The organism is Desulfoluna sp. CLI2B (assembly GCF_056847375.1).
On the sequence record NZ_CP186557.1, the window covers coordinates 3,518,199 to 3,541,334 of the forward strand.

Consider the following 23,136-nt stretch of genomic DNA (forward strand, 5'->3'; position numbering starts at 1 on the left):
TTGGCACCCGGAGACAGGCAGGGCGGCTTTCGAGTAGAAGGCCTACAACATACGGCCTTGAAATGATCTTCTGTTATAAAAAGAGTGGGCTGTTATTTCCTTGCAATATCTACATCCATATCCCCTGTGTTGGATTCAATGGGAAAGCTTTGGACTGATCTAAAACCAGCATCAAGCATTGCAGCGGCAACCATTCCCCTGGGAAGCAGAAGATCCATCCCTTTCAGCTCAGCTGAAAGGTTATCCGCTACATGGTATACGGGCTTTGTCCGCTCATGTGTGATACCATCCTGATGAGCAATAAAAATCCCGCCGGGGTTAAGGGCATCATAGATTTTTTTGCATATCTCGCTTAATGAGCCTTTTACGAAATTAAGCGTTGCACTCGCAAAAACAAGGTCATAGGAGTCCCCGTAGTTATCTGTCTTGTAATCACCCTCCATAACGGTTATTCGATCTTCGGCCCCATACTCTTCAATGAATTCCCGAGTGACCGTAGCTACCGCAGGTTGATCAAAAACAACGCCTTTCAGGCTTGGGTGAGCAGAAACAATGCCAATTGTATAAAAGCCGGCACCGCCACCCAAATCAAGCATCTTCCTCATCTTTGGGAATTCGGGCAAGGCACTGATGATTTTCGTCATGTTCTGCGCTGCACCGAACTGACATGCAGCAGAGTCACGAGCACTCTTTGCCCATAATGATGCATCTGAGATAGTATGGGCTTTTTGACTGGAAGGAGGGCCATTTTTAACAAGCTCCTCCAAGTTCAACGCAAAATTACCATGCCATGCATTCATAAAATTCAAAAATGTACCAATGTACGAAGGGCTTGAAGAGACCAGAAAGGCATCGCTTTTTTTGGTATTCCAGAAAAGCCCCTCGGACTTATTTATGAGGTCCATACCGGCGAGACAATTGAGAAACAACTCAAGATTTCTCTGGTTAAACTGACATTTTTCAGCAATTCCAGAGACAGGACAGGGCTCTCTCATCAAATCAAAAAGATGCCAGTTGAGAGCAGAGATAAGAATATCACCCTGAACTTTTCTCTTGCTAAGTTCATAAATATCACGCCACGACTCCTCAATTACTTGTAATTTTTTCACTGTATCTCCAATATGCTTCTTTTACGAAATGACCAATGTCATACAGGGCCATAACAGGCCTCAAATTAGGCCAAACCGCGGTGAATGGATCCAGCACGTCACATGTCATTTCTTTGATCGTTCACTTGCTGAAGGGAAATGCGATATGGCTGAGGTACGAATGAGCCAGATCAGGCTTAGGGTAAGTTGACAGCCGCCGGACACGATATCGACGGGTAGGCGTTTTTTTTGCTCAGGATATACTCGTGTCATGATCAAGCGGGCCCAAGCCCTAACCCGAATATTTCACGAGAAAGCGGCCAGATCAAGCCAATAAGATATCATAACGAATTGTTACCTGAAAAATTCAGGTATATGAAAAATACAAAATGTCATTCATCTTTTTCTGGCCGTGTTTCTCACCTTCGGGCGAGCCGAGCACACCCATTTTCTGCGTTATCAGAGCGTTGAGGCAGACAACTGCATCTGCGGATCTGGTGCCTTGAATATGGGTGCACCCGACTCGTGAAGTATTCGGGCTAAGTAGGACGATTTGATTTCAAGAGTTACGCAAAACGAAAACACTTGAACTTATAAAACCTGGCATTGATGTCATCGTTCCGGCTGCTCTCTTTCCATCAGAAACGGACCGTCGCCATGACGCCAAAGGTTTGGGGTTGACCGACGTTTGCCATAAGCCCCATTGAATTGGTTCTGCCGAAGCTGAAGTATTCCTCATCGAGTAAATTTGTTCCATAAAGATATATGTCTGCGACAGCCCCCTCATAGCCGATTTTTGCATTGTATAATTCGTAGGCATCTTGCCCTACGGTATTGACATCATCAAAATAGTTCTTGCCATATCCCTGCATACCGATGCGTGAGTAAAACCCTGAATGATGCCTGTACTGGACAGCCAGGTTAATGGTGTAATCAGGTGTACGCACAAGTCTATTCCCTGAGCAATCAATCCCGGCAGTGTTTGTGTATTCATCATATTCCGCATCAACCAAACCAAAAGAGGCCATGATGTCGAGCCCTTCCACCGGTCTTGCATCAATTTCGAGTTCAAGGCCCTGGGAGTGTGCCTCGCCGGCATTGGACGTAATATAGGTAAACGCGTCGGGGGCATAATACACATGCATATCATTGATATCCATGTAGAAAATATTGGCATTACAAATCAGCCTGTTTTGAAACCATGACGTTTTGACCCCCAGCTCATAGTCAATGGAATATTGTTCGTCGAATTTGGCCTGTTCCTTTATGTGTTCACACAGGTTAAATCCCCCTGCAAGGTACCCTTTGGCTACACTGGCATAAAACATGGCATCCTTGGTTGGCTGCCAGGAGAGAACGCCCTTGGGAAGAATCGCGTCCCAGTTGTCTTGGATCGTATACGTTACCAGGGTCGGCTTGGGAGATCCTGGCTTGCTGAAGGGATCAGCCGGTAAAATCTCCCCTGTGTCGTTTCGGGTTACCTCATAGCGATAGTCCATGGACTTGTTGACCCGCTCGTACCTGAGACCCGCTGTAAAGGCCAGCTTTCCCGGAAGTGGAAATGTCATCTGGGTAAAAGCTGCTGCGGTGTCTTCCTGGGTTTCATCAGCCCAGTTGTATTTTAGATCATAGCCGTACATCGCCTTGGTATCAAACAGATGCGCGTTGTTTTCATAGTCAAGGAGATCGCTGGAATAGTAGACCCCACCGAGCCATTTGATTCCATCATCCTTGCTGGGGGACTGAATTCGAAATTCCTGAGAGAAAATGCGGTTGTCGGAATTACAAAAGTTGACCGGTTTCCACAATGCGACATAGCACTGGTCCATCCAGGCATCCATCTTATCGTAGCTATACGTACCGATGGAGGTAAAATCAAACGAATCGCCTTCATAGGAAATATTCAGCGCTGCACTGGTCGTACTGGGCTCTGATTTATCATCGGGATTTTTATAGGCATGGTACTCAACTTTATCTGGTGTTGCCTTGGTCTGTACACCACTGCCATCCCATCGTTGGGACATTCCTGCATGAAAATTGGCCTCCAGGCGATCCGTGAAGATCCATCTAAACCGAGACCTCAAACTCAAAACCTCTTCATCATCAAACGTGCCCCCGGCAGGGTGATCGTTTTCCATGAACCCGTCCGTGGTGTAATATCGCCCTGTAAGTGAAAGCGAGAGCTTATCTTTGACAAGAGGCGTATTTACGAACCCTTTTACACCGTAGGTGTCGTATTCAGCAGCCTGCGCCGTTACCTCCCCTTCCAATTCATTGCCTGGTTTTTTTGAGATAATATTTATCACGCCGCCAATGGCGTTTTTACCGTACAATGTCCCCTGGGGGCCACGAAGGACTTCCACCCTCTCCACATTGGTCATGTCCACGTCATAATTCGAGTAATGATCCTGAGCAATGCCGTCGACAAAAATAACCACAGGGTTCTTCCCTGTAAACTGACTGATGCTTATCCCCCTGAAGTTTATCTCCTGATATCCCTGCATGGAAGAACCGGAATACATGTTGGGGACAAATTGCACAAGGTCCCCCAGATCTTCGATGTCGGAATCATCCAGCTCCATTTTCGAGAATGCCGAAATGGCGGACGGAACATCCTGGATGTTTTCCTCTCGCTTGTTTGCCGTAACTGTCATTGATTCTAACAAATGTTAGATATTGCCCTGTTTTACATACACAAGGACTGGAAGGGTCAAAAAACATAACCAATTCCCGCACAAAAGCCCGAGTATGATCCTACCCCTCTTGTTCAAAAACAGCATTAATATTGATTATTACTATCCACTTACAATGTGTTATCCTCATGCTCATACGGTGCTTACACAGCTACGTTCCCAGAATATTCCGAGCTGCGGGTGTATGGACATTGGATGCCACACCATAGATCTTATGACCTGGCTACATGGCGTTCGGGTTGGCCAAACATGAAGATTGGGAAAATCAATGATATATAGGAAAGTTATCTAAAAGCAGATTAACATGAGAGTAAGGGAAGCCCTGTCCACCTTAGTCTGGATATTTCATGGAAAAATGATACCTTTGTAAAAAAACCAGGCATTTCAAAAAGACTAAATGTAATTCACGATTTTCTGCTCGATTTTTTCAACCTTCGGGTGAGATGATTTCACACATTTACGGCGTTACCAGTGCATTGAGGCAAGACTGGACATCTGCAGTTCTGGCGAATAAGTGGAATAGGGCAGGCGACTCCCCCCCCCTGATCAATCCGGGGGATGGATATACTGGGTGACATGGGCGTTCACCCAGCAACTATTTTCAAGAAACTCTTTTGAGCATAATCTCACTTATATCAAGGACTTTTATCACACTCTGAGCCTTTTCACTTGCAATGGCTTCTTCAAACATCATAAGGCATATGGGACAGGAAACAGCCAAGATCTCAGCTCCTGTTGCAATGGCCTCGCGTATTCGAATCCTGGCTGGGCTGTCTTTCCCGCCACCGAGCATATCCGTATAATAATTCCCATTCCCGCCGCCACAGCAGAAGGCATTTTCTTTGTTCCTTTCCATTTCAACCAAATCAACATTGGGAATCAGGCCAAGGACCTCCCGGGGGGTTTGATACTTCCCGTTCCAGCGGCCAAGAAAGCATGAATCGTGGTAAGTTACTCGAATCGGATCAGTCGTCTCCATGTGAAGCTTTCCTTCTTCCAAGACAAGCTTCAAGATGTCAAGGTAGTGAAATACCTCTATTGATTTGTCTATTTTTCGGTAATGATTGTGCATGGCGTTATATGCATGAGGAGAAAGGGTTATAATTTTCTGCACACCTTTTTTCCGAAAAACCCCTATATTCCTCTGCATCATATAATCAAACAGGCTTTCTTCGCCCATACACTTGACATCATTGCCGTCAGATATCTCCTCACAACCCAATATCCCAAACGAGATACCGGCCATCAGTAAGATGTTTCCAAGGGCCATGCTTACCTCAAGGCATCGGGGTTCATAGGAGCCAACATCACCGATATAGTATAGGTATTCATCGCCTTCAAAAGGGTTGATACTCAGACCCTTTGCCCAGTCACCCCGTTTTTTTTTCGACTTTTTCCATGGATTGCCAAAGGCAAGGATGTTTTCAAAATATTCTTGAACCTTGGACGGCATGATGGATTCATTGACAGCTTCGGCTCTGGCACATGTGAGTATATTCAAAATTTCATCTTTGAAATCAAGGCAACAATTCTCTTTGCAATTTCCACACATGGAACATGAATAAAGAATTTCTGAATAGTGCTCTGATAACTGCATATCCCCATTTACAACGGCCCTGATCAACCACATACGGCCACCGGGAGAGTAGGACTCCAGTTTGAACTTTTTATATGAAGGGCAATTGAAATCCGAATATTCTGACGGAAATTTACAATATCCACACCTGAAACATCTGTGGAGAATATCTTTGTAGTCGTCAAAACCCATTTACTGAATCTCCCAATGTCCTGGATTCATGATCCCACTGGGATCCAGAAGAGCTCTTACTTTGTTCATCACGTCAACGGTTTCAGGATTCATTTTCTCGAGAACCCGTTGCTGCTCTTCAACTGTTGGTTTCCAGGGCACCCCCCCTATCTTAAGGGCCATCTCTGTTGTTTCCATCAAAGCACGTCGACAGGCTTCAAGGCTCTTCTCATCAGCCCTGTTAAATGGATACATGAACGTAAAAATCACGCTGTGGCCCACACCGATATTCCGTATGGTAAGAAGGGGGCCATCGAAACCATATTTATCCGCAATCTTAACCCCTTGGCGGTAGGCTTCCGGTATCGAATCAAGGGGAAAGTTCACACCCAAATACTCAAACCCTCCACCTTTTTTTATATCCGCCACCTCCATTCCGTACTTGGGCTCTGCCATGTAGTTGGCTATAAATTCCGGCGGAAGCATCTCTTTGGGGAAATGCGCTATATCGGAGGCAGGCTTCCCGTGCTGCATAAACATCTCCTTGAAAAGCGCCACTTTTAAATCGAACTCTTTTTGTGAATCCGCCGTAATATAGATAAACAAAAGGTGGGTCAGGTTACGTCGTCCCTCCATTCTAAAAACAAGCACAAGAAGGTCTTCCATCATTTCCGTGGCTGTGACCTTCCTGACAACATCGGGTATTGATTCCGGATTACGCAACGCAAAGATACACATCTCCCTGATACGATGCCTGGGATAAAGCTTCAAAGATAACTTCGTTACAACACCCGTTGTTCCGAACCAATTGGTAAACAGTCCAGTTAAATCCGGCAGTGGGCTTTTTCCAAACCAGGAAGCAGACAAAGCACACGATCCGAGAGTACAAATCTCGCCGGTCGGCAGAACCACCTCAAGCCCGTTGATCATGTCCGGATGCACACCATATTTTGAAAGATGGCCGGACCCATTGAACACAAAATTCCCTGTAACGGTTGCCATGGGGGGAGCATCTGCTATGGAAAATCGTAAATCGGGATGATGAGAGTTCAGGTAAGCAATCAGTTTGCCAATGGTTACCCCGGCTTCTATTAATGCAAACCGGCTATTTTCATTGACCTCTAAAATTGAATCCATCCGTTTCATGTCCAGTGCGATACCACCGCGCTTCGGAATGGTTAAGCCGGACAAATTCAAGCCCCCTCCAATGGGAACTACCGGGATACGATGCCGGCATGCGATTCGTATGATGGCCTGAACCTCCTCTGCCGTACCCGGCATCACCACATAATCGACCTGGCCGGGCTTGGATGAGCCCAGATCACGTGAGTATAAATAAAGCTCTTCCTGCCGATTGGAGACAAACTCATGCCCAACGACCTGCTGTAAAGCATCATATATGTTACGTTGCATGCGAAAATCCCTGAACGTAGAAATGTTTCATTATGGTTAGTCAAAACGACAAGTAAATGGTGCCGGGGACGATATGAAAACAGGATGGATAGATGATCAAATGACCAGGGACACGGTTAACATGCCGATCTGTGCGTATCATCCCTGTGTTTCGTTGAATCAACCTTACAGGAGTACTCTCATGGTATTGGCTCTGGCTTATGAGCCGAATGAAAAACATGGGAGCGATGACAATACAACGCATCGCTCTCCCCCCTCAAGGGAGTCGAGCGTATCCATCTTCCGTTTTTCAGAGTGTTGAAGCAAACAACGACAACTGCAACTCGGAAGCCCCGATCATGGACACGCTCGACGTGTGAATACCATAAAGCCGCATGCAGGCCCATGGAAACTACAATGTCTTAGCCAGCCGCTTGGCAAGTGCCATGATTGTCAACACAGGGGGAATGGCCATGGATTCAGGAATAACACTTGCGTCACATACGTACAGATTTTTCACCTGTGTTTGTAAATTTGAATCCACGACCTCTCCAATTTTACATGAGCCACCAGGGTGGACGCCCGCAATCCGTGTAAACCAAATATCTTTCGCCCCTGCATTTTCAAGGATCTTCCGAGCGATCCCTTTTCCTTTTTCTAATTTCCCAAGATCCTCTTGAGAAAGAGGTTTGACTATTTTATAGTCGTTATCAACACACCCGCTTAAATTGTCGTCGATTTCAACAAGAATCGACAACGCTTTCTTTTGCTTAAAGAGTTTATTGAACTTCTTATGGCTCAGGGCCAGTTTTCTGTAGGCTGGTGTCGGTAAAGCAGAATCACCCAGAGCCAAGCCATCCTCCTTAAGAAGGAGGCCAGCTTGCCTTGTAACCTCCTGGCCACCGGACACATTATGATCCAGATAGCCGGTGGCGACAAAATACGGATCGACAAAAATGCCGTTGCCTGCTTCGTTTATTTTTGCTTTCTTTAGAATTTCCGGTGATCCGAGCCCACCTGCTGCAACAACAACAGTATCTGCCATCATCCGTGTTTTCTCGCCATCTTTATCCAAAGCCACGACACCTACCGCTTTCCCATTTTCTATAAGAACTTCGTCGCAAAAAGTTTCGTTGTATAAGGTGGCTCCGTTGTCGACAGCTTCCATGACCCATTGACGGGCATCCCACCGTGCCCCGGTTTTATCACCGAACAGATAAGATGTTTGCTTGAATTTATCAGCTGAAAGGAAAAACCTGTCGATTTTTTCCCACTTCAGTCCCAGGTCTAAGGCAGATTGATTGATACGCTTTGCAGCCGGCCCCATTTGTCCTAATTTTAGAGGTTTTATTGTGATCTCCTGCTTTATCTCTTCTACCTCGCTCTTTAAATCTATCTCAAACTTGTCAAACAACTCATAGGGTGGATCCCAGGAGACGCCCCCGTAAGCAAGGGTCCCCCCCCCTGTTGTGATGCAGCGAACAATTTCCATAAACGGATCGTCGGATGATTTCAAAAACGCTTTTGTTTTATGCTGCATTCCGCCGAAGAACCTCAATGGATGCGCAAAAAAACCACCATTGGGGGGATTGTCCTTCCCCCATTCCAGTATGACGACACGTTTTCCCTTTCGTGCAAGCTCCCGTGCAACGGTAGCCCCCCCAGCCCCTGATCCAACAACGATTGCGTCGGTTTTCATATGAGTCCCTTTGCTATTGTGACCATTGGTTAAACTTGACCGCTGTGGCGAGTAGCTCGATGAAGCCTTCTCCATCGTGCCAATCCACACCGCGCTTTCTGCCTTTTATTCCTGCCCTTCAAACCAGCATCTCGTTCGCTCAAATGGGTATGTCGGAAGTGACATTCGGTGAGAGGAGCCCCCAGCATGAAACGCTTTCCAGTTCACGTCTGCCCCGCTGGTGTAAAGCGAGCCCAGCCGCTTTAAAAGTGATAATTCGAGGTTCATGTCTCGGTGATCTGCATCGTGCCCCGGACCCTTTGTTTTCGAAAATACCTCTCGACATGAGCCGAAGAACGATGAGTCCGGCCCCATCTCCATAACGCTATTCACCCTGCAGCTTTTGAGGTATTCAGGAATCTTCAGTGGGTGAACGCCCTCGTCTATCTTGCTGTTCCAATATTCGTTACGAATCCATTCTTCCGGGTGATCAACAACCCCGGTAAAAGGCGAAACAATAGGGATACGGGATGGTGACAACGTAAGAGTTCTCATTGTGTCCTCGAGCAAGTCAGAAGAGTCCTCCGTGCTGCCTTCAATAAAACGTTCCCTTGCCACCAGAAGCTTGATGCCATCTTCTACGCTGAGGACGCCTGCAACACAGGCAGCCGTGCAAATGCCCACGCCATGGCCCACAACCACAGAAGGGACTATTCCCCAAGCTATCCACGCCATGGCTATCGCATATTCCAACGCAAAGACTTCAACCGGCGAATAGGTATTATTACCTGATGGTTTCCCGCCCACGACAGATGGCAGTAAAGGGGCATCCTGGTAGTTTTTCGCAAGCTCCCCGCATAAATCCAAACTATCCTTAAACTGTGGGTACGATGCGTAAAGATTCTCGTATGCTCCCTTCACCGACTCCATTTCACCGGAAAAAAGAAATGCCGTAATCAACCTGTCGTTGCGGACAGACGGTAGCGGCTCCGCCACCTTTTTTGACGCCGGATTTCGGGCTGAGAGTTGTCCTGACAAGTCATCCGTGGAGTGTGAAACAAGTGCGATACGATGTTGAAAATGGTCTCTTCCGACATTGGAGGTAAAACACGCATCGTGAAAAGATGCATCTTCATGCGTTTTGAAAAAAAGGTCATACCGCTTGACCATGCGGGCCAACGCGTTTTCGGTTTTTGCCGAAAGGGTGAGGATTTGATATTCCCCCAGCCTTTGTTCATGTTGCCTCGGGCTTGGCGGAGCCTCTTCCAGAACCGCATGTGCGTTGCTACCCCCGATGGCAAATGCATTAACCCCGGCGCGCCTGGGAAGGCCGTTTGATCTCCACTTGGAAAGGTCCCTGACGACGTAAAAAGGAGTGTCCTGCAACTGCGGAGTGGGCACCTCACAATTCAGGCTTGGTGGCAGTTGTTTGTATTTCAACGACAGCATTGTTTTGATCAGGGCTGCTATTCCTGCGGCGTGCGTCAAATGACCAAGGTTTGTCTTTACACTCCCAATACCACAAACCGACTGCCGGTCGCCCTGGCCCTTGAAAACCCGTGACAGGGCCTCGATTTCTACAGAATCCCCATGATACGTCCCGGTACCATTGGCCTCGACATAGGAGATGGTGCTCGAATCAACACCCGCCACTTGAAAGGCCTCGTCAATAACGGCAACCTGCCCTTCAATGCTTGGGGCACGATACCCGATTTTGGAGGCCCCATCGTTATTGACAGCCGTTCCTTTGACAACAGCATAGACATGGTCCTTGTCAACTTCCACATCGGATAAACGCTTCAACACAACAACACCCAGCCCATTTCCAGGCACCGACCCTTGAGCGTTTATGTCAAAAGCTCGACAGTGCCCATCAGGGGAAAGAACCATTCCGTCTTCATGCAAATAGCCCTGGTTTCTCGGAACATGCACGGCTGCGGCACCGACCAAAGCCATGTCACATTCTCCGTTTTGAAGGGCTTCACAGGCCATATGAACGGCAACCAGTGATGTTGAGCATACCGTCTGAACCCCAATACTCGGCCCCTTGAGGTTCAAACCATAGGCGACGCGAAGGCAGGTCTGGTCCACCGCATTACCAAGAATCACTTCAAAACTTTTCAATGATCCCGGACGCATCAAGGGGGCACTTAACAGCTTGGTGTACCCACTGGTTCGCGTGCCCCCGAAAACCCCTGTGACTCCGTCATATGCCCGAATCGAATACCCTGCATCTTCAACAGCTTCATAGGCGCATTCCAAAAAAAGTCGCTGTTGTGGGTCGATGAGTTCTGCTTCCTCCTTGGAGTACTCAAAAAAAGAGAAATCAAACTTATCTATGTCATCAATGACACAGGCTGCATTGACATAGTCAGGGTCGTTATAAATATGAGATGGAATATTTGCCTCAATAAGCTCGGACTCTTCAAAAAAAGTGACGGACTCCACGCCATTGCAGAGGTTACTCCAAAATTGATCTATCGTATCTGCACCAGGGAATCGGCAACTTGCGCCGACAATTGCAATGGGCTCAATATCCTCATACTCATCGGTGTTTACCACTGCTTATCTCCTCGTTATGAGTAAACGCATAAGAAATGAACATCAATGGGACCATACACACTGCGTATGCCATCAGTAAGCGTTGTAAAGTGATACTCCGGATCCAGGGGCGGAACGGAGAAGGAAGGGTGTGTGTCATCGGGCTGTGCGTTCTGGAGACAAAAGGCTTTGTCCCGGCTGTTTCATGCCGCAACATAACCGGGACAGCCTTTATTCCCAGAATCTCTTCCGGCCATGTATTATCGATCGTTCAGAACACGTTTTCTTCGTTTGCTGATCATTTGCCTGCGGTTTTGTACCCGACTCTGTACGCTCTTTTCAGGTTGATTTACATTGTCCCGTTGAACCATGTGTTGAGCCAACGCCTCAACAGTCGAATATTCGAACAAATCCATGACCGTAATCTTGCGGTTCAACGCACTGAGCAGTTTGTTTTGCATTCTTACAATATCCAACGAGGTTGCGCCCAAATTGAAAAATTTCTCGTTGACGCTCACCCTGTCGACGCCCAGGATCTCTTTAACGATGGAACATATGTCCTCTTCCAGCTCATTTCTCGGGGGGACATACGAGGTAGACATGTTGACGGATTTACGTTCTGAGTTGACCAAAGCCTTGCGATCGACTTTCCCGTTGGAGCTCAGCGGGAGCTTGTCCAATACGGTCCACGTCGTAGGTATCATGTAGTCGTTGAGACGCTCTTTTAAGAACGCCTGGAGAGCTTCAATGGAAACGTCGTGCTCAGGGTGAGGCACCACATACCCGGATAGAAACTTCTCCTTTTCCGTCCCTTCTACAGCAAGAACAACGGCCTCCTTGATATCAGGGAACCTGTGAACGACAGACTCCACCTCGCCCAGCTCGATACGGTACCCGCTGATTTTCACCTGAAGGTCTTCCCGTCCCATGAACTCGATATACCCTTCAGGCATGTACCTGCCGAAATCACAGGTCCGGTAGAGTCTCCGGCCATTTCGAGGGTGAATGAAAAAGTGAAAATCCGTTTTTTCATTGTCCTTCCAATAGCCTTTTGCCAGTCCGTCCCCTCCAATGTACAATTCGCCGACAACATGATCGGGACACTCCTCAAGATTTTCGTTCAGAACATAAACCTGTTGATTTGACATAGGACGACCATAGGGAATACTCTTCCATTCAGGATTAACGCCATCAACGGGATATAAAATGGACCATATCGAAGCCTCTGTTGCCCCTCCCAAGCCGACAACCTGAACATCCTGGATATGATGTTTGATTCGGTCCGGCAGATTCGTAGGAATCCAGTCGCCACTCAGCAGAATCAATCTAAGGCTCTGGATTGCGGAACTCTCCGTCTCTGAAAGAGACTCAAGCAGCATTCTCATCAGCATCGGGACCGAGTTCCAAACCGTCACTTTTTCCTGTCGGATCAAGCCCAGCAAATGCTCCGGATCCTTCAGGTATGCCGGGTTGGGCATCACAATCGTCCCCCCTGCAGCAAGGGTGCCGAAGATGTCAAACACGGAAAGGTCAAAATTCAATGCTGAAATCGCAAGGACGCGGTCCTCACTGCTGATACCAAAGCGCCCATTAATATCCATCAGTGTATTGACGGCCCCTTTATGGTCAATCATCACCCCTTTGGGAACACCGGTTGATCCGGAGGTGTAGATCACATAGGCCAGATCTTCATTGTTTTTCGGCACATCAAGCCGTGCCAGCCCATCGTCCACCGGATCTATTGTATCCACAGAGAGCGTGATAACACCCTCAAAGGATGCGAGATCGTCCTCTAACCAGGACTGCGTCAAGACAATATCAACCTCGGCGTCACGGAGAATGTGTTTCAATTTTTCCGTGGGCGTATCCACAGCAATGGGAAGATATGCTCCGCCCGACATCAAGATGCCTAACGCTGCGGTGACCTGCTCCCACCCCTTTTCCATGACAATGGCGATAAGTCGGTTCGGTCCGACCCCCATTTTTTGAAGGTGGTGACCGAGATGTGTTGCCATGCCCGACAATTCGCCGTAGGTAAATGAGCGATCTGTCGTAATGATGGCTTTCTTGTCTTTATGAATTCTGACCTGTTCTAAAAACAAGTCAGGAAGCAATGTCCTCAAAGAGGAGGGAACGGCTGTCGCGTTGTATGCTCTTCGCTGCTCCTGCTGTTTTTCAGGAATCAAGGATGAATGTGTAAGGCCCCAGGCACTTTCCCCATCGGCCAACGCTTCCAGCAACAAACAATAGGTGTCGAACATGTCTTCCAACAGGCCAGGAGAGAAGAGTTCGGCCACCACATCCCAGTTTACGGAAAGGGCGCCATCTCTCTCACCAACCTGGTTATCCAAAATGACCTGGGGGGTCTGGCTGACGTTGTAGATGATATTGCCCATTTTAGAGAGCGGAGAGGTTTCGTTATCTTTGGACTCCAGCCCCAGGAAGCTCGTAAAGACCACCGGCATAACGGCCGACTGGATATTTCCCCTGAGCTGGGCAAACTCACGAATGGTTCGGACACCGTTAAAATACCTGTGCTCGAGTTCCTGCCACAATTGATGTTGTATCGCCTCTGCCCATTGCTCGAAGGATCGATCTCCCTGATTGATTACAGGCAACAAGGTAAGTGAGGTAAAATCACCGACAATATCGTTGACCTCCGGGTGAAGGGGAAGCCTGTTAAAAAACGTGAGGTTGATCGTAAAATCGGCGTTTTTGGTCCATGTTCCCAGCACCTTGGCGTAGGCAGCAATCAATATACCTGAGGGTGTCAGATTATGTTGTTTTGCCCGGTTCTTTAATTGCTGCCACTTTCTCTTATCAAGGGTGAAATTTAACCGGCGAAACTCCGGCTTGGAAATGGCCGCAATTTCGGTGCACAGGGGCAATTCCGGGGCCAATGGCAAGGTGGGTAAGCGCTTGAACGCATACTCTTTGTCGCGCTTGTACAACTCAGAATCCCGGAACACGCCCTCGGCTAAAACATAATCCCTGTAGGAAAGATGAGGTTGTTCGACGGGGAGGTCATCATCCATGTAGAAACGATACCAGTCATCAAATATCACCCCCATGCTCCACCCATCAACGATGAGGGCATCAAAACTGAGATGTATCCGAACCACATGGGAATCGTATGTGGAAATTCTGATATCAAAGAGAGGCCACTCCCCCACCGGCAACATCTGGTGTTCCATCTCTTTTCTGATGCGGTCCAGTTCAGACCGAATGGATTCGGGCGCCTCGGTCCGTAAATCATACTTTTTGAATTCATACGGTAACACATGTTCTAAAACGACTTGCTTACCATCAGGCAACACGACCGCCCGCAGCATTTCATGGCGTTCAACAACTTTCAGCCATGCCCGATTCAGCCGTTCAATATCCATATGAGAATTTTCTACTTCAAAATAGGAATGTGTTGCCACATTCCCCAACTCAAATGCGTTGCTTCGCCCAACCCAATAGGCGTGCTGAACGTCTGTGAGCGGAAATGGTTGATAACGGTTAGCCGCATCAGGCTCGATTTGCGGAAGCTTTTCTTCTTTCATCCCAGGGGTGCCCGTTGACTCCCCCAGGGCTTTAAGAACCGTCTCTGCCATGCCGGCGATGGTCGGAAATTCAAACAGTTCTGAAAATGGGACATCCACCTCAAATCGTTCGTAAAATTCATTCACGAGTTGAACGGCAATTAACGAATCACCGCCTATTTCGAAAAAATTAGCATGAATATCGATATGTTCTATAGACAGCGCCTTTTCCCAGATCTTTGCAATCTCTTTTTCATGGTAACTCTCCGGTTCGGCGCTGACTTTGGTATCCGACACCATGTGATCTGAAGGCTCGGGAAGTGCTTTCCTGTCGATTTTACCGTTTGCATTCAGAGGCAGTTCATTGAGAAACACAATGCCTGACGGGACCATATATTCGGGTAATTTCTTTCGTATGAAAGCCAATATCTCTGCCGTCACCTCTTTGCGACGAGCCTCATCCCCTGAGATGGGTTCATCATGTACCACATAAGCAACCAGCCTTTTATTTCCGGAATCATCAACTGCAGCTGTGACGATGCACTCTGAAATGTCACATAGCAATTTGACGGTGACTTCGATTTCCTCAAGTTCAATCCGATACCCCCTGATCTTAACCTGAAAATCTTCTCGTCCCAAAAATTCGATATTGCCATCAGGTAAAAAACGCCCTCGATCGCCTGTAGCGTATAATTTCTCGCCCGTATGCGGATTATGGACAAAGGCGTTTATGGTCTTTTGTGTGTCTTTCCAATACCCCTTGGCAAGGCCCAAACCACCAATATACAGATTACCGGTAACCCATACAGGGCAATTGCCCATCTTTTCGTTTAAAACGTAAAATCTTTGATTCTGCATGGGTTGGCCATAAGGAATGCTTTTCGCGCCTGGGTCCACGCGTCCGACTTTGTATAATATTGACCAGATAGACGCTTCGGTAGCACCGCCCATGCTGATAATCTCTGCCCCCTCAAACGTAGAACGGATTTTCGCCGGAAGGTCGGTCGGGACCCAGTCACCGCTCATCATGACCAATCTCAGCGATTCAGATACGTTCTCTTTTGTAACCATAAAATGGTCGGTAAACATCTGCATAAGTTGCGGGACAGAGTTCCAAATGGTCACACCAAATTGGTTCACCAACTCCAGCCAATGTGATGGATCTTTTCGCCGATGCGGTTCCGGAATGACAATTGTCCCGCCGGCTGCAAGCGTCCCGAAAATATCGTAAACAGAAAGGTCAAAGTTCAGTTCGGCAAGGGCCAGCACCCGATCCTCAGAACTCAACGAACATCGCTCATTGACATCTTCGATGGTATTTAAGGGCCCTTTATGGTCAAGCATGACACCTTTGGGCACCCCTGTTGACCCTGATGTATAGATGACATATGCCAGATCATCAGGGGTTTGAGCCTGGTGCACAGAGATATGAGGATCTTGGTCCCCTTCTATCTGATCGATAAAATGCAAGGTCACCGATTCAGGCCACGGTACCTCTTGTTCAAGCCATGACTGGGTCAAGATGTGCGTTACGTTACTTTCGGAAACAAGATAGTGCAGTCGGTCTTCAGGGGTATCCGGCGTCATGGGCAGATAGGCCGCGCCAGACATTAGTATGCCCAGCACACCAGCTACCTGCTCCCACCCTTTATCCATCACAATGCCGACAAGCGTATTCGGCCTTACACATTCTGCCGAGAGGATACCGGCGACAGTGCCGGCTATACGGTGCAATGTGCCATAGCTCACCACTGAATTTAACGAGACCACAGCGTCACGGTCCGGGTTTGCCAGGGCCTGCTCTTCAAAGGGCGTGTGAAGCAAGCGGGGCGCATATTCATAGCGTGTGTTGTTGACATCATCTAAGTGCCTGCGCTGGTCTTCAGACATGAGTTCAAGAAGTTGAGTTTCCCACAATTCATTCTCATCGGCCAAGCCGATGACAAACGATGAGTAAACATCAAACATATCCGCGATAAATCCTTCCGGAAAAAACTCATTGACCGTATCCCATATTAAAACAAGATACTCCGATGTTTCGTATACCTGATGGTCGATCAAGACCTGCGGCGTCTGTGAAATGCTGTAGTTTAACCGCCCGATGCTGTTATCTCCAACGGCCCTCTGCTCAGAGGAATTCAGGCCCAGCGCACTTGTGAACACATATGGCATGCTGGCGTGTTCCGCTCCCCCCTTTAACTTGGCGAGCTCCCGCAGAGCCTGAACCCCGCTGAAGTATGGATGGTCCATATCCTCCCACAATTGTTTTTGAAGGTTCTTGGCCCTATCCAGAAACGTCATGCCACTGCACGAAGAGACGCCAAGCAGAGTCAACGACGTAAAATCACCCACTATTTCGTTGACCTGCCCATGGAGAGGTATTCTGTTGAAGGTGGTTAAATTAATGGTAAATTCATCATTCGATGACCTTGAGTTCAGAATCTCGGCATATGCGGAAAGCAACAACGCAGACGGCGTGATGCCTATCCCCTTTGCCCTTTTTTTAAGCTTATCCCAGGTCCTCTTTTCTAGTTTGAATTCAAATCGGGTGAAAGGATAGTGGACACCGGATTCAGGTTTTTTGACCATCGGAAGATCGGGACTAGGCGGAAGCTCATGCAAGCGATCCAGCCAGTACTCCTGATCTCTAAGATACAGATGGGAGCCCTTCATTTTTTCCATTGCCACAACATAATCGCGAAATGACAGATCAAGCTCCGGCAGTGGCGCATCGGGTTCACTGTAAAGCTTCGACATTTCGCTGATTAAATGAAACATACTCCAACCGTCGAAGACCGAATTGTCAAAACTGATGTGAACCCGAAAGCAATTGGCATTAAACAGCGATGCCCTAATATCAAAAAGAGGCCACGTATCTGTGGCAATGATCTGATGGGACATCATGTCCCGAATGTGGAGCAATTCATTGTCTGCATCTTCGGGGGACAGGGTGTTTAGATCATAGGTTTCTACCCCATAGGCAGGGACGTCCTTTATGATGGCCTGCTGCATCTCATCGTGCATAAACACAGATCGCATCATATCATGGTGTCCGATCAGGCGATTGATGGCACGGGACAGCTTGTCAATATCGGGATCAACCCCATCAAATTCAAAGTAACAATGGGCTCCAACCTTCCAAGTTCATACAAACCGCTTCGTCCAACCAGATAAGCATGTTGTACATCCGTGATAGGAAAGGGGTCGAATCGGTTGTCTCTATCAGGGCGAATCCGGGAAAGACCTGCAGGCTCGTTGCCTGATTGTTCGGACGCACCCGACACGCCGTCAATCTGTTCTGCCAGTTCTTTTATCGTGGGAAATTCGAACAACATCCGAAGTGTGATATCAATGCCTGATTTTTCTCGCACCTTGGCGATAATGCGGGTTCCCAACAGGGAATCGCCGCCCAAGTCAAAAAAACCGCTATGGACACTTATGTGGTCTGTTTTCAGAATACGTTCCCATATCTGAGCCAAAAAGATCTCCGGTGAGCTGGACATAAATTCCTTTTCATTGCTTGAATTTTCTCTGAAAGGTACCGGCAGTGCTTTGCGATCAACTTTTCCGTTACCGGTAAGAGGAATGGATGACAGTTGGATATAAAACGATGGGATCATGTACTGGGGAAGCTTCGTGTTAAGAAACCCACTTAATGTCTCTGGCCCGAAATATCTCTGGACGGATGGTGTTTTTGCAATGATTATGTCCTGGGCCATCATTTGAGGGGCATCTCCAAACATGGAAAATGGCGTTTCGAATCCCTCGGCTTCGAGTATCGCCAGCCACCTCTCCGAGGAAAGAAGCGGACGTCCCGAGCCTGCCCGTTCATCTTCAAGACCTTGGAATCCGGCTTCAATAAATCCAACGCTGACTTTTTGGAGGCTGCTGTTGATTGTATTTTCCGATACGATGAGAATCCCACCGGGCGATAAGAGCGTTTTGATATGTTGAAGGGCTCTCCTTACGTCTGTGGACCTGTGGAGAGAATTCAACATCAGGACCACATCGAATGAATGAGGTTGATACCCTTGCACCAACGGCTCCTGATCGATATCGAATACGACAGACTGCACAAACGGGTAGCCGTTGTTTTTTTCCGAAAGCCTATTTTTTGTTAAAAAACGACGAGGTATGGCTCGTATAAATAACATGACGATGAGGCAGGTAGGGAAGAAGGGAGGCTGTTGCTTCACCGGTTCGAGCTCCTGCTTCAAGGATGTTCAATGGCCTTGCATCGGTTCCCCTCTCACAGAGAAAGTTAAGGAACCCGCCGATTGTTTGGTCGATTGCATCCGTTCCGGGCATCATACGCGAGAGTCTCTCCGGTGAAATCCGGTGGTCATCGCAAAAGAACAACTCAAGTGCGTCTCGCTCACCCTGAATAATGGTCTTAAAGCTCGCTTTGAGCATCGTCAGGTAGGTATGGATCCCTTCAACAGCCTTGAGTAAAGATGGGTTGCTCTCGATCTTTGAAAAAATGGATTCAACGTTCTTTTTATTTGGGTATTGAGGGGAAATTGAATACGTGGCGGGTGCCGTGGGATTCAACAGCCCCCTATCCAGAAGCAACTCTATCCATTGCAAAACAAGATGTTCGTATTTTTGGTCGACGTTGCCTCTTTCCATGATCCCGGAAACCGAGACCTCTTCTTCAGGCGTAGTAAAAATACCGATGGAATAAAATGCATCGCAAATAGATTCGAGGCTTACTTCTTCCATATAGCGATAAAACAATTCGAGTTCAGAACGACTTAAGCCGCTTAGGACATCGGGATCAAGTTTCTCTTCAATAAAATGCTGCAATGCACAAGAATCAACAATCGAAGGGTCTGCATCATGGAGCAGAGAAGAATCCGGGTCTTCATTTAATACGACATAAGCGGCAATCTGCTTTTCACCTGCGGCGTTACCGCACACCGAGACAACCGATTCTTTTATCCCCGGATGGGCGCCAATGGCCGCCTCTATCTCACCGAGCTCGATTCGATAGCCGCTGATCTTGACCTGAAAATCCTCTCTTCCTTCAAATTGGATATTCCCATCAGGGTAATACCTGCCAAGGTCCCCGGTCTTGTACAAACGCTCTTTGGTTACAGGGTGTATGAAAAATGAATTGTCTGTTTTCTCTTTGTCGTTCCAGTACCCCTGTGCAAGCCCAGCGCCTCCGATGTAGAGATCCCCGGTAACCCATGCCGGGCAGAACTGAAGCTTTTTATCGAGCACATAAACACTTTGATTCTTCATCGGTCGCCCGTATGGAATACTGCTCCATTCCGGTTCAATTCCATGGATCGGGTAATAAATCGACCATATCGATGCCTCGGTTGCCCCTCCGAGGCTTATCATTTCAATATCTTTGAAAAGAGCCCGAATCTTACCGGGAAGGTCAAGGGGAATCCAGTCTCCGCTCATCATCACAAGCCTTAACGAACGGGAAGACAGCCCCTGCCCATCCGCTGCATACTCCACAAGCATCTGCATCAGCTGAGGGACTGAGTTCCAGACAGTAATCTTCTCGCCGTTTATTTTGCTTAACCAGTGGGAAGGGTCATTGGCACCCTTATGATCCGGAATCACGATTGCCGCCCCTGAGGCAAGGGCTCCGAATATGTCAAACACAGACAAGTCGAAGTTCAATGCGGCAAGGGCAAAGACCCTGTCCTCAGGCGTCATGGAAAACCTGCTGTTCACATCAAGAATGGTATTGACGGCGCTCTTATGATCAATCATGACCCCTTTGGGAGCACCCGTTGATCCTGAAGTGTAAATGACGTATGCCAGATCGTCGGGGCTCTGAACAGGGTATGCACCATCCGTGGGACCGGCGCATTGATCAATCTCATCTACGGCAATAATGTTGAGGTGCCCGGGCCACTCGATCGCATGGCGGTCCGCATATTTGGACTGCGTAAGGACGATACCGACCCCAGCGTCTGACAACAGGTGATCCAGACGTTCCGACGGCACCTCCGGGTCAATGGGTAAGTAGGCCGCCCCGGACTTTAAGATACCGAGGACACCGGCAACCTGTTCCCACCCTTTTTCCATCACGATGCCGACGAGGGTTTGAGGTAATGCGCCTTCCCTCCGGAGGAGCCCTCCGATGGTATCAGAGATCTCTTTAAGCTCTCCATAGCTCAATCGCCTGTCGGAGGTGATAACAGCCTCATTTTCCGGGTGGTTAGCCGCCTGCTCATCAAACAGGGTATGGAGCATGCCTGCAGGAAGGCTCTCCTCATCTGCGACACCGGCAAAGACTCCCGGCGTTTTGACAGGGACAAGATCCCCCTCCAGTGCACTCCAGGCTTGTAATTATCACCGCGAAGCGTGATGAGCTCTGTGTAAGCCTCGAACATGTCATCGAGTACATTGTCCGGGAAAAGCTCGTCTATCGCATCCCAGTTATAATAAAGCGTCCCTTCATGTTCGATTACCTGATGGTCAAGGTACACCTGGGGGGTCTGGGTGATGCCGTACTTGAGAACGCCAAGCCGTGTGACATCGAAATCTGTCAGGTTTTTGTTTTCCACTCCAATGGTGCTGCTGAACACCACAGGCATTAATGCTTTGCCCTCTGCATTGCGGTCCCTGGCAAGTTCACGGATGAATTTCACACCGCCAAAGTGCCTGTTGTCCATGTCCTCCCAGAGCCGAGTTTGAATGACGTTGGCTTTTTCCCCAAAGGATTCGCCACTGTTCGTATCCACTTCAAGGAGGTTGACGCACGTAAAATCTCCGGCAATATCCATCACATCAGGGTGAACGGGAAGCCGGTTGAACAAGGTCAGGTTGATGGCAAAATGATCATTTTTGCTCCACCTTGAGAGAACTTCAGAATAGGCTGTCATCAGAACAACCGATGGAGTCAATTCATATTGAGCAGCTCTTTTTTTGAGGTTCAGCCAGGATGTTTCATCAAGGGTGGACTCTTTACGTACAAATGTCGGCCGCTTGATGGAGCCCGGATCCTTTGCAAGGGGGAGTTGAGGAGCCGCGGGAAAAGATTGAATACGACCCATCCAGTAATCTCTTGCCCTTTTAAACTGCTTTGAATCAATGAGTTCATGCTCTTTCAGGACGTAATCCCTGAAGGAAAATTCAGGCACCTCGTATGGCTGGTCCGGATCTTCGTAAAATTTAACAAGGTCTCTATACAGGATAAAGGCGCTGTAAAAGTCTGCGGTTAACAGGTCAAGACTGAAGTACAAAGACACAAACCCATTGAAACGGTTCACCCCGACATCAAAAAGAGGCCATGTTCCGGCTTCGTATGTTTTATGGGATAGGCCCTCACGGATTTTATCATGACGGCGTGCTGCGTCCGCTTCTCCCAGACCTCTGAAATCATTGACCGTGACGTTGTAGGGCGGCACCTCTTTAAGTATTTTCTGTTCGCCGCCATCCATGAAAACCAGCCTCAGGGCCTCGTGTTTTGCAACCAGCTTGTTTAAAGCCAGGTTCAAGCGATCGATATCAATATCAGATTGCTCTGTCTCATAGTACGAGTGGCATGATGTATTCCCCAGTTCAAACGCATCTCCTCTCCCGATGAGATAGGCACTTTGGACATCTGATAACGGGAAAGGCTCGTTGCGATTTTCCAGGTCAGGTTCAGCTCGTAATTCACCGGGAACGGAGTGGTCGGAATGTCTCAACAATGAAATGATTTCATGTTTACAGCTCGAAATTTCATTTTTTAGACCATCGTTAAGAGCGCCCTTGGGTGCACGAAATTTAAGTTCGCCTTCCTTCTCCCACAATCTGATGCCTTCTTCCGATAATCTTTTCAATAATTGTGAAGCGGTCATATAACACCCTCCTCTATTTCGGCGTCCCGTTCCGTATCGACACAAATCATCTCAATAAAATGAGCTAACCTTTTTATATTGGAATGTTGCATCAGGTTTTTTATCGTCAAATCCAAAAGAAACTTATCGTTGATTTTATTCACAAGTCTGACGGCCAAAATGGAATCACCACCAAGATGGAAAAAATTCTCATAGATCCCGAATTGATCTGTTTTCAGGCATTTTTTCCATATGTCAAAGAGCTCTTGCTCTATGTATGTTCCCGGTGGAACAACATCGCTGTCTTGGTTGATCTCGCTGTAATCGACGGGCGGAAGACGTTTTCTGTCGACTTTGCCATTTTGGTTCAAAGGAAATGAGTCCAGTTGAATATAAAACTGAGGCACCATGTATTCCGGTAGTTTACTTTGTGCATGGTCCCTTGCCTTCGTCCGGAAATTTATCGCCATATCACCTGAGCCAGTGAAATAGGCCGCCAGATACTTTTCGGCTTGCACCAAAACAACAGAGTCACGGACGCTGGGGCACTCTTTCACAACCTCTTCAATCTCACCGAGCTCAATTCTGTGTCCGGATATTTTGACCTGATGATCTTCCCTCCCCAAAAACTCGATATTCCCATCAGGGAGATAACGCCCTATATCTCCGGTTTTATACAG

The 23,136-nt window shown here is 47.9% G+C and carries 11 protein-coding genes; all 11 read right to left on the minus strand.

The window, feature by feature from the left end:
- Positions 1-92: 92 nt before the first annotated feature.
- Positions 93-1,109 (minus strand): methyltransferase, encoded by a 1,017-nt coding sequence (locus tag ACOYW2_RS16610; protein WP_482767235.1) that lies wholly within the window; start codon positions 1,107-1,109, stop codon positions 93-95.
- Between the two features lie 617 nt (positions 1,110-1,726).
- The gene (locus ACOYW2_RS16615; RefSeq protein ID WP_482767236.1) at positions 1,727-3,742 is read right to left on the minus strand and encodes a TonB-dependent receptor; all 2,016 of its coding nucleotides are present in this window, start codon (positions 3,740-3,742) and stop codon (positions 1,727-1,729) included.
- A gap of 640 nt (positions 3,743-4,382) precedes the next feature.
- The gene (locus ACOYW2_RS16620) at positions 4,383-5,549 is read right to left on the minus strand and encodes a (Fe-S)-binding protein (RefSeq protein ID WP_482767237.1); all 1,167 of its coding nucleotides are present in this window, start codon (positions 5,547-5,549) and stop codon (positions 4,383-4,385) included.
- Positions 5,550-6,941 (minus strand): FAD-binding oxidoreductase, encoded by a 1,392-nt coding sequence (locus ACOYW2_RS16625; RefSeq protein WP_482767238.1) that lies wholly within the window; start codon positions 6,939-6,941, stop codon positions 5,550-5,552. It abuts the gene before it with no gap.
- 391 nt (positions 6,942-7,332) lie between these two features.
- Complete coding sequence (locus ACOYW2_RS16630; protein ID WP_482767239.1) at positions 7,333-8,619, minus strand: GMC family oxidoreductase N-terminal domain-containing protein; 1,287 nt, start codon at positions 8,617-8,619, stop codon at positions 7,333-7,335.
- 105 nt (positions 8,620-8,724) lie between these two features.
- Positions 8,725-11,160 (minus strand): type I polyketide synthase, encoded by a 2,436-nt coding sequence (locus ACOYW2_RS16635; RefSeq protein WP_482767240.1) that lies wholly within the window; start codon positions 11,158-11,160, stop codon positions 8,725-8,727.
- A gap of 239 nt (positions 11,161-11,399) precedes the next feature.
- Positions 11,400-17,708, minus strand: coding sequence for an amino acid adenylation domain-containing protein (locus ACOYW2_RS16640; protein WP_482767241.1), 6,309 nt, complete (start codon positions 17,706-17,708; stop codon positions 11,400-11,402).
- 14 nt (positions 17,709-17,722) lie between these two features.
- Positions 17,723-18,862 (minus strand): phosphopantetheine-binding protein, encoded by a 1,140-nt coding sequence (locus tag ACOYW2_RS16645; protein ID WP_482767242.1) that lies wholly within the window; start codon positions 18,860-18,862, stop codon positions 17,723-17,725.
- Complete coding sequence (locus ACOYW2_RS16650) at positions 18,774-20,885, minus strand: amino acid adenylation domain-containing protein (RefSeq protein WP_482767243.1); 2,112 nt, start codon at positions 20,883-20,885, stop codon at positions 18,774-18,776. The genes ACOYW2_RS16645 and ACOYW2_RS16650 overlap by 89 nt, the downstream gene beginning before the upstream one ends.
- Positions 20,807-22,477 carry a condensation domain-containing protein gene (locus tag ACOYW2_RS16655; RefSeq protein WP_482767244.1) on the minus strand — a complete coding sequence of 557 codons (1,671 nt, stop codon included), beginning with the start codon at positions 22,475-22,477 and terminating at the stop codon, positions 20,807-20,809. Before ACOYW2_RS16655 ends, ACOYW2_RS16650 begins: the two co-directional genes overlap by 79 nt.
- Positions 22,474-23,082 (minus strand): phosphopantetheine-binding protein, encoded by a 609-nt coding sequence (locus ACOYW2_RS16660; RefSeq protein ID WP_482767245.1) that lies wholly within the window; start codon positions 23,080-23,082, stop codon positions 22,474-22,476. The genes ACOYW2_RS16655 and ACOYW2_RS16660 overlap by 4 nt, the downstream gene beginning before the upstream one ends.
- Positions 23,083-23,136: the final 54 nt, after the last annotated feature.